Source organism: Klebsiella sp. V115_8 (genome assembly GCF_029967715.1).
In the GTDB taxonomy this organism is placed as follows: Bacteria; Pseudomonadota; Gammaproteobacteria; order Enterobacterales; family Enterobacteriaceae; genus Klebsiella; species Klebsiella quasipneumoniae.
In genome coordinates this window covers 97,884-107,351 of record NZ_JASCAR010000030.1, presented here as the reverse complement: position 1 = coordinate 107,351, position 9,468 = coordinate 97,884, and the positions used below count along the sequence as shown (strand labels likewise).

Genomic DNA, 9,468 nt, shown 5'->3' with positions numbered 1-9,468 from the left:
CAGTCGGTAGCCCGGCTAAGGCGACAGTCGGTAGCCCGGCTAAGGCGACAGTCGGTAGCCCGGCTAAGGCGACAGTCGGTAGCCCGGCTAAGGCGACAGCCGCAAGCCGGGGAAATAGCCACACGGATCAGCGCTGTTTACGCACCTTCGTTGCTTTCAAAATGACAAACTTATTGTTCGTCGCAATCGTCGTGCAGTTACCAAAAGCGCGCTTCAGCTTACGGAAGTAGTCGAGATGACGGTTGCCGACGACGTACAGCTCGCCGCCGTATTTCAGGCTGCGGCGGGCGTCGTTAAACATCTGCCAGTCGGTAGCCCGGCTAAGGCGACAGCCGCAAGCCGGGGAAATAGCCACACGGATCAGCGCTGTTTACGCACCTTCGTTGCTTTCAAAATGACAAACTTATTGTTCGTCGCAATCGTCGTGCAGTTACCAAAAGCGCGCTTCAGCTTACGGAAGTAGTCGAGATGACGGTTGCCGACGACGTACAGCTCGCCGCCGTATTTCAGGCTGCGGCGAGCGTCGTTAAACATCTGCCAGGCGATATGGTCGGTAATGGCGTGCTGCTGGTGGAACGGCGGATTGCACAGGATCGCCGTAAAGCGGTCCGGCTCAATGCCGGAGAGCGAGTTGTTGACCATAAATTCACAACGGTCAATAGCGTCCGGCAGGTTGTGCTCAACGTTCAACCGGCTGGAAGCCACCGCCATGTGCGACTCATCGGTGAACATCACGCGGGCATGGGGGTTCTGCGCCAGCGCCTGCAGGCCTATCACCCCGTTGCCGCAGCCGAGATCGGCGATCTCGCCTTCTAAATCAGACGGTAAATGCTGCAGGAAGAAGCGCGCGCCGATATCCAGACCGCTGCGGGCAAAGACGTTGGCATGGTTGTGGATGGTCCACGGCGTGCCGTCCAGCTTCCAGCTGTAGGTTTGCGGCGCATCGGCAAGCTCAGGGGCGGTGAAAACGCAGTGGATCAGACGCGCTTTTTTCCACGCCAGCGAGGTGGTGGTGGTGCCGAGGATCTTTTCAAACAGCGCCAGCGTCGAGTTATGCACATCGCGCGCTTTCGCCGCGGCGATAATGCGGGTTTCCGGCGTCACCACTGCGCGCAGGGCGCGCAGCTGCTGTTCCAGCAGCGCCAGCTGCTTTGGCACCTTAATCAGCACCAGCGCCGGCGCGGCCGGCAGCGGGCTCAGGCTATCCTGAAAACGCACACTCTCTTCATCAATGCCGTTCATCCGCAGGTTGTGGCGGGTCGCCAGCTCGGAGATAAAGGAGTCGTTGATGCTCACCGGGTTGCGTTCCGCCAGCGCGCAGGCGAGCGCGCCGAAGCCGTCGTTGAAGATGAGCGTCAGGCCGTCGACGTCATTCACCTGTTGCAGCAGATATTCATCCGCCGCTTCCCACGCCTGAAGCGCTTCTTCTTCAGCGTTAGGTGGGAACCGCTCTAATGTGAATAACTCACCGTTTAACTCTGCCTGGCTCATCGCCTCTCCGCCTCCGGAATAGTAAAACCCGCGAGTTTATACGCAAATCCTGTCCAGTTGAAGAGAGATCGCTGATCATCGCCGCTCAGCGTAGATCGCTCTAGTCATCGGCTCGCAGCAGCGTTATCGAGGCGCGGGCGCCGGGCATCAGCTGCTGCAGATAGCCTACCAGCCGCTCTCCCGCCTCATGCAGGGCCGACAACGGCATCGCCGGCAGGCTTTCGAGAATAAACCACATCGTCTGCGCGCCGCTGTCCAGCCGGGTGCGTACGCCCTGCCGCCAGTTCCAGCGTCGGCAGGTTACGCCTATATCATCCCGCCAGATGACTTCGCCCGGCTCCGGATATTCCACCACCGGCTCTGCCGATTTTAGCGTATCGAATGGCTCATCGCCGCGGGCAATGGCCAGCCGCGGTTCGCCACGGTAGGCGGCCAGATTTTCCCCACCGACCGGGATGGCATAGCGAATGCTGATCGCGTTGTAGATATCCACCACCGGATCGATGGCCGGCAGGCTCCCCTCCTTCAGCACCCGCTTGCGCAGCGCCTGCGCCGAACAGGGGGTACGTTTCGCCTTCGCGCCGAAGGCGCTGAACGCTTCATCCCATGCCGCCAGGTGCGCTTGCGCCCAGGGCACATCATCCTGCTGCACCGCCAGGCAGGCCTCGGCCAGCGCCTGTTCCGCGACGGCGGGATTGGCCACCGGCGCGCTCTCCACCACAATACTTAATGCCCGAAAGCCCGGCGCCAGGCGGCTGACCGCAGATTCGATTGACGGCGTTACGCTACGCATTCGATAATCCTGTAATGACCAATTTGTTACATCATAGTGACCAATGAACGTAAAAGTCAATATAACGACCGATTCAGGATCTGATGTCGACCAGGTAAGTCGCGCCGTCGCCACGCGGCTGAAGGCCTACCGTAAAGCGAAAAAAATGTCGCTGGACGAGCTGTCGCGCCGGGCCAGCATCAGCAAAGGCATGCTGGTCGAGATGGAAAAAGAGGCCGCCAACCCCAGCATTGCGATCCTCTGCAAACTCGCCGCCGCGCTGGGCGTCTCGGTGGCGGATATTGTCAATGTGGCTAGCGAACCCGCGTTGCATATTATTCCCGCCGAACAGATCCCCACCCTCTGGCAAGGCCCGCTGGGGGGCAGCGCCAGGCTCCTCGCCGGCACCGCCGGGCCGAATATGATTGAGCTGTGGCGCTGGGAGATGCAGCCCGGCGAAGCCTTTACCTCGCCCGGCCATCCGGCGACGACCTTCGAGCTGCTGCACGTGGAAGCCGGCGCGCTGACGCTGACGCTTGGCGAGACCTGCCGCACGGTGGCGGCCGGGGAATCCGCGGTGGCCCGTACCGAAACAGAGCACGGGTACCGGAATGCGGGGCCCGCGTCGCTGGTCTTTACCATGACCGTGGCTGAACTGCCCTCCTGACAGACATAATGATAAGACGATGACAAAACTCATTTATTTACAGGGCTATCCTGAATCGCTGCTGGCGCAGGTGACCACGTTAATCGAGCAAAACCGCCTTGGAGAGGTGCTGCAAAAGCGCTATCCGCATGGGCACGACGTTAACAGCGATAAAGCGCTATATCAGTACACCCAGGATTTGAAAAACCGCTTTCTGCGCGGCGCGGCGCCGATCAACAAAGTGATGTATGACAGTAAGATCCACGTGCTGAACAATGCGCTCGGCCTGCATACCGCCATTTCCCGCGTTCAGGGCGGCAAGCTGAAAGCCAAAGCGGAGATCCGCGTGGCGACGGTATTTCGCGACGCGCCGGAGGACTTTTTGCGGATGATCGTGGTCCATGAACTGGCGCATCTGAAAGAGAAGGAGCACAACAAAGCCTTCTACCAGCTGTGCTGCCATATGGAGCCGCAGTACCATCAGCTGGAGTTCGACACCCGCCTGTGGCTGACGCACCTTTCGTTAAATCGTTCTGCGTAGTCACGCACTGGTTTTGTCATGGGGGCATGATAGAGTGACGACAGGTTCCCTTTAATGGAGTTCGTCACCGTTTATGATACGTTTCGCAGTTGTTGGCACAAACTGGATCACTAAGCAGTTTGTCGATGCCGCCCATGAAACCGGCAAATATAAACTTACCGCCATCTACTCCCGCAGCCTCGAACAGGCACAAGCCTTCGCCAATGACTATCCGGTCGAGCATCTGTTTACCTCGCTGGAGTCGCTGGCGCAAAGCGACGCCATTGACGCGGTATATATCGCCAGCCCGAACTCCCTGCACTTCCCGCAGACGCGGCTGTTCCTGAGCCACAAAAAGCACGTCATTTGCGAAAAACCGCTGGCGTCGAATCTGCAGGAGGTCGAGGCGGCCATCGCGGTGGCGAAAGCCAACAACGTGGTGCTGTTTGAAGCCTTCAAAACCGCCAGCCTGCCCAACTTTCTGCTGCTGAAGGAAACCCTCAGTAAAGTGGGTAAACTGCGTAAAGCCTTCATTAACTACTGCCAGTACTCTTCGCGCTACCAGCGCTATCTCGACGGCGAAAACCCCAACACCTTTAATCCGGCGTTCTCCAACGGTTCGATTATGGATATCGGCTTCTATTGCCTGGCGTCCGCTGTGGCGCTGTGGGGCGAACCGCGGGCCGTTCATGCCACCGCCAGCCTGCTGGACAGCGGCGTGGACGCCCAGGGCACCGTGGTGCTGAGCTACGGCGACTTCGACGTGACGCTGCATCATTCCAAGGTGAGCGACTCGGCGATCCCCAGTGAAATTCAGGGCGAAGACGGCGTATTAGTGATCGAAAAAATCTCCGAGTGCCAGAAGCTGGCGTTTGTGCCGCGCGGCGGCAAAGCCCAGGACCTGACGCAGCCGCAGCATATCAATACTATGCTGTACGAGGCGGAGACCTTCGCGCGGCTGGTGGAAACAGAGGATGTCGACCATCCGGGCCTGGCAGTGAGCCGTATCACGGCGAAACTGTCGAGCGAAATTCGTCGCCAGACCGGGGTGATGTTCCCGGCCGATACGCAGCCGCTGGCGTAAAAGAGTGTAAAGGCCCGTCTGGCCGCCATTGACGAAAACCGCCCCGTGACATATTTTGTTACGAGCAAAGGGGAGTAACTTCCTTGCCGGCCGATCGTCATTACGATGCGTGTAACACCGCATCCGGTCGCCGGGCAATTACCAAAGCCCATCGCGATGAACTTTGGTTGTTGTAAGTGAGACCTTGCCGGAAGGCGAGGTCTATGCATAAAAGCGCAGCGGCTGCCGTCTTCCGACGTCAGCCGTTTTTGTTTTTATGTAAGGAATATCAAATGAATACTGTCGGCACGCCGTTGCTATGGGGTGGATTCGCTGTCGTCGTCGCGATCATGTTGGCGATCGACCTGCTGCTTCAGGGACGACGCGGTTCGCATAGCATGACCATAAAGCAGGCCGCTGGCTGGTCTATCCTCTGGGTCACACTTTCTCTGTTGTTTAACGCCGCGTTCTGGTGGTATCTGGTGCAAACCCAGGGCCGCGCCGTCGCCGATCCGCAGGCCCTGGCCTTCCTCACCGGCTATCTGATTGAAAAAGCGCTGGCGGTCGATAACGTCTTCGTCTGGCTGATGCTGTTCAGCTACTTCGCCGTGCCGCCTGCACTGCAGCGCCGGGTGCTGGTGTATGGCGTCCTCGGGGCGATTGTTCTGCGCACCATTATGATCTTCGCCGGCAGCTGGCTTATCTCCCAGTTCGACTGGCTGCTGTACGTCTTCGGCGCCTTCCTGCTGTTTACCGGCGTGAAGATGGCGCTGGCGAAAGAGGACGATTCCGGCATCGGCGACAAACCGCTGGTGCGCTGGATCCGCAGCCATCTGCGAATGACCGATAAAATCGAGAGCGAGCGCTTCTTCACCCGTAAAAACGGGGTGCTGTTCGCCACGCCGCTGCTGCTGGTGTTGATTCTGGTCGAGCTGAGCGATGTGATATTCGCCGTCGACAGTATCCCGGCGATCTTCGCGGTCACCACCGACCCGTTTATCGTGCTGACCTCGAACCTGTTTGCCATTCTTGGCCTGCGCGCCATGTACTTCCTGCTGGCGGGGGTCGCTGAGCGCTTCTCGATGCTCAAATATGGCCTGTCGGTGATCCTGGTGTTTATTGGCGTGAAGATGCTGATCGTCGATTTCTACCATATCCCGGTCGCCATCTCGCTGGGGGTCGTGGGTGGTATCCTGACCGTCACGCTGTTGATTAACGCCTGGGTCAACAAGCAGCACGACAAGCAGCGCAAACTGCCTGAGTAACCTGCCTGGCGCGCCGTCGGCCCCCGCTGGCGGCGCGGTAATCGGCTATAGCAGATCTTCTCGTAACGATAATGCCTGCTCATGTCACAATTATGTTGCTATATAGTTAAAAAATAAGATCCAGATTAAAATCACAGTATTTTGCGCTTCCCGCCCGTCATTCTTTCCGTATACTCGACTATGCAAACATATACTTACATCCTGACATAAACGTAACAAATAATACGTGGCTGGGATGGCTTGCTACATCACTGGAAGGAATGAATTATGACCACACGCACTCCCTCATCAGGGTGGCTTTCCCGCCTGGCACAAGGCAGCCTGGTGAAACAAATTTTAGTCGGCCTGGTACTTGGCGTGCTGCTGGCGCTGGTCTCTAAGCCTGCGGCCATCGCCGTCGGCCTGCTGGGGACCCTGTTCGTCGGCGCGTTAAAGGCGGTAGCGCCGGTGCTGGTATTGATGCTCGTCATGGCCTCGATCGCCAACCATCAGCACGGACAAAAAACCAGTATCCGCCCCATTCTGTTTCTCTATCTGCTGGGCACCTTCAGCGCGGCGCTGACCGCGGTGTTGTTCAGTTTTGTCTTTCCCTCGACCCTGCACTTAACCACCGCCGCCGACAGCATCACGCCGCCGTCGGGGATTGTTGAGGTGCTGCGCGGCCTGCTAATGAGCATGGTGTCCAACCCGATCGACGCCCTGCTGAACGCCAACTATATCGGTATTCTGGTGTGGGCGGTGGGCCTTGGCTTCGCCCTGCGTCACGGTAACGACACCACTAAAAACCTGATCAACGATGTCTCCCACGCGGTGACCTTTATCGTTAAAGTGGTGATCCGCTTTGCGCCGCTGGGGATCTTCGGTCTGGTCTCTTCCACCCTGGCGACTACCGGTTTTGAAACCCTGTGGGGTTACGCCCAGCTGCTGCTGGTGCTGGTGGGCTGTATGCTGCTGGTAGCGCTGGTGATTAATCCGCTACTGGTGTTCTGGAAGCTCCGCCGCAACCCCTATCCGCTGGTGCTGACCTGCCTGCGCGAAAGCGGCGTCTACGCGTTTTTCACCCGCAGCTCCGCCGCTAATATTCCGGTGAATATGGCGCTGTGTGAGAAGCTGAACCTGGATCGCGATACCTATTCGGTCTCCATTCCGCTGGGGGCAACCATCAATATGGCGGGCGCGGCAATCACGATCACCGTGCTGACGCTGGCGGCGGTCCATACGCTGAATATTCCGGTGGATCTGCCGACGGCGCTGTTGCTGAGCGTGGTCGCTTCGCTGTGCGCCTGCGGCGCCTCCGGCGTGGCGGGCGGTTCGCTGCTGCTGATCCCGCTGGCCTGTAATATGTTTGGTATTCCGAACGATGTGGCGATGCAGGTGGTTGCCGTCGGCTTTATTATCGGCGTGCTGCAGGATTCTTGCGAAACCGCGCTGAACTCCTCCACCGACGCCCTGTTTACCGCCGCCGCCTGCATGGCGGAAGACGACCAGCTGGCGAAAAACGCCCTGCGTAGCTAATGCCTTTCCCCTCCGCTACCGCGCGGAGGGGCTCTCTTCCTGCACCGCGTTTTCAACCCTGAACGGATCGATACCCCGCTTTTGCATCCGGCGGAAGCGAATAATATTCAGGCCGTTGACGATCAGGAAGCTGCCTTCAATCAGCGTCCCGCCGATGGAACCCAGCCACAGGTTATGCGTCACCCAGCAGGCGGTGGAGCACCACATCACGCAGCGGACGGTCAGCCCTTTACAGCGAAACAGCGCCCAGGTGCTGGCGACAGTGCCAATAATCGGCAGCAGCTCCATAGCATGCTGCAGCTTGCCAAGGCCGAGGATCAGCGTCAGCAGGATAAAGAGCGTCATCACCCACAGGCTGCGGGTGCGCAGGGAAATAACCGTGCGGAGCGCATTAAGCCCGGCGCTCATCCCGGCAGGCGCGGCGCCCATCAGGAAGAAATGGACGCCGATAACGCCGCTATAGACCGCCAGCTGAAGCCTGAAGCGACGTTCGTCGCGGTTGATAAAGGTGGTAATGCCGATAAGAAAGGCGATGACGCCGACGCCCTGGGCCAGCCAATATGCGGTCATGAAAGCTCCCTGAGAGAAAAAAACAAACGGCGCTTCACAGGCTGAAACGCCGCTGTTGCTTACCCGATGACGCTGCGCTATCAGGCCAATGCGCGATCAACGCCGCCCGGGCGCCAATATGTATACGCCTTTACAGGGTAACACCGCTTTTAAAGATGGCCAGCTCGCGGAAGTCATTCCGCTCATTGCAGGTCGGTTTGCCGTTGGCGAAAGCCACAATGGTGTCCACGAACTCCTCCAGCAGCTGCGGCATCGCTTTGCCGTGGATCAGCTGTCCGGCATCGAAGTCGATCCAGTGCTTTTTCTTTGCCGCCAGCTCGCTGTTGGTGGCGATCTTCACCGTCGGCACAAAGCCGCCGTACGGCGTGCCGCGGCCGGTGCTGAACAGCACCATATGGCAGCCGGCGCCGGCCAGCGCGCTGGTGGCGACGGCATCATTGCCCGGCGCGCTCAGCAAGTTCAGACCATGTACCTTCAGACGCTCGCCGTAGCGCAGGACATCCACCACCTGGCTGGAGCCCGCTTTCTGGGTACAGCCCAGCGACTTATCTTCGAGGGTGGTGATCCCCCCGGCCTTGTTGCCCGGCGAAGGGTTTTCGTAAATAGGCTGGTCGTGAGCGATAAAGTACTGCTTAAAGTCATTGACCATGGTCACCAGCTTGTCGAAGGTCGCTTCGTCGCGGCAGTGGCTCATCAGCAGCTGTTCGGCGCCGAACATCTCCGGCACTTCGGTCAGCACGGTGGTGCCGCCGTTGGCGATCACATAGTCTGAGAAGCGCCCCAGCATCGGGTTAGCGGTGATGCCGGACAGGCCGTCCGACCCACCGCACTCGAGGCCAAACTTCAGCTCGCTCAGCTTGCCCGGCTGACGTTTATCCTGACGCATCACGTCATACAGCTGGTGGAGATGCGCCACCCCTGCCTCCACTTCATCGTCCTGATGCTGACAAACCATAAAGTGCACGCGCTGCGGATCATACTCGCCCAGCGTTTCGCGAAAAGCATCCACCTGGTTGTTTTCACAGCCAAGGCCCACCACCAGCACCGCTCCGGCGTTCGGATGGCGGACCATATTCTGCAGCATGGTGCGGGTGTTGATGTGGTCGTCCCCGAGCTGTGAGCAACCGTAGGTATGGCTGAAGAGATGCACCCCATCGATATCTTCGGCGCCGTTCGCCTCTTTCAGAAAACGGTTCTGCATCTGACGGGCCATGGCGTTGACGCAGCCGACGGTCGGCAGGATCCATAGCTCATTGCGCACCCCGACGTCGCCATTGGCGCGACGATAAATCTGCACTTCGCGATCCGCTGGCTGCGGCGGTTGGGCAACCTGCTCCGGTTGATAGCGATACGCGTCAAGGTCGCTGAGATTGGTGCGCGTATTGTGCGCATGGACATGCTCGCCCGGCGCGATATCCGCCAGCGCATGGCCAATCGGCAACCCATACTTAACGACGTTTTCCCCTTTCGCGATAGCGCGCAGTGCAAACTTGTGTCCGCGAACGATATCCTGACCGAGGGTGACCGGGTCATTGTCGATCGTCACCACGCTACCGGCCGTCATATCCGCCAGCGCGACCGCGACGTTATCCTGCGAATGGATTTTGATGTATTGCATATCAACCG

The 9,468-nt window shown here is 58.9% G+C and carries 9 protein-coding genes and 1 pseudogene; 5 read left to right on the top strand and 5 right to left on the bottom strand.

The window, feature by feature from the left end:
• Positions 1-127: 127 nt before the first annotated feature.
• From QLG03_RS13305 to QLG03_RS13295, 3 genes and pseudogenes are all read right to left on the bottom strand, one after another.
• Positions 128-307: pseudogene (locus QLG03_RS13305) on the bottom strand (methyltransferase); the annotation flags it as partial.
• A 53-nt stretch (positions 308-360) separates the two neighbouring features.
• Positions 361-1,491 (bottom strand): 23S rRNA (guanine(1835)-N(2))-methyltransferase RlmG, encoded by a 1,131-nt coding sequence (gene rlmG, locus QLG03_RS13300; RefSeq protein WP_180266145.1) that lies wholly within the window; start codon positions 1,489-1,491, stop codon positions 361-363.
• Between the two features lie 100 nt (positions 1,492-1,591).
• Positions 1,592-2,284: a B3/4 domain-containing protein gene (locus QLG03_RS13295; protein WP_255988851.1), complete on the bottom strand. Its 693-nt coding sequence runs from the start codon at positions 2,282-2,284 to the stop codon at positions 1,592-1,594.
• Positions 2,285-2,327: 43 nt separating this feature from the next.
• On the opposite strand from QLG03_RS13295, the gene QLG03_RS13290 reads away from it, so the two are divergent.
• The 5 genes from QLG03_RS13290 (at position 2,328) to sstT (ending at position 7,272) form a co-directional block, all read left to right on the top strand.
• The gene (locus tag QLG03_RS13290) at positions 2,328-2,930 is read left to right on the top strand and encodes an XRE family transcriptional regulator (RefSeq protein ID WP_180263581.1); all 603 of its coding nucleotides are present in this window, start codon (positions 2,328-2,330) and stop codon (positions 2,928-2,930) included.
• 19 nt (positions 2,931-2,949) lie between these two features.
• A complete protein-coding gene (locus tag QLG03_RS13285; RefSeq protein WP_032454156.1) occupies positions 2,950-3,450 on the top strand; it encodes a M48 family metallopeptidase in 501 nt (166 codons plus the stop codon).
• 73 nt (positions 3,451-3,523) lie between these two features.
• Positions 3,524-4,513 carry a Gfo/Idh/MocA family oxidoreductase gene (locus QLG03_RS13280; protein ID WP_255988852.1) on the top strand — a complete coding sequence of 330 codons (990 nt, stop codon included), beginning with the start codon at positions 3,524-3,526 and terminating at the stop codon, positions 4,511-4,513.
• Positions 4,514-4,785: 272 nt separating this feature from the next.
• The gene (locus QLG03_RS13275) at positions 4,786-5,757 is read left to right on the top strand and encodes a TerC family protein (protein WP_060656502.1); all 972 of its coding nucleotides are present in this window, start codon (positions 4,786-4,788) and stop codon (positions 5,755-5,757) included.
• A 267-nt stretch (positions 5,758-6,024) separates the two neighbouring features.
• Positions 6,025-7,272, top strand: a complete 1,248-nt coding sequence (sstT, locus tag QLG03_RS13270; protein WP_023291085.1) for a serine/threonine transporter SstT — start codon at positions 6,025-6,027, stop codon at positions 7,270-7,272.
• Positions 7,273-7,287: 15 nt separating this feature from the next.
• Here the strand turns inward: sstT and QLG03_RS13265 are convergent, their stop codons facing one another.
• Together QLG03_RS13265 and QLG03_RS13260 are read right to left on the bottom strand one after the other, a co-directional pair.
• A complete protein-coding gene (locus QLG03_RS13265) occupies positions 7,288-7,842 on the bottom strand; it encodes a YgjV family protein (protein WP_044524823.1) in 555 nt (184 codons plus the stop codon).
• A gap of 130 nt (positions 7,843-7,972) precedes the next feature.
• Positions 7,973-9,460: an altronate dehydratase family protein gene (locus QLG03_RS13260; RefSeq protein ID WP_048335389.1), complete on the bottom strand. Its 1,488-nt coding sequence runs from the start codon at positions 9,458-9,460 to the stop codon at positions 7,973-7,975.
• Between the last annotated feature and the right edge of the window lie 8 nt (positions 9,461-9,468).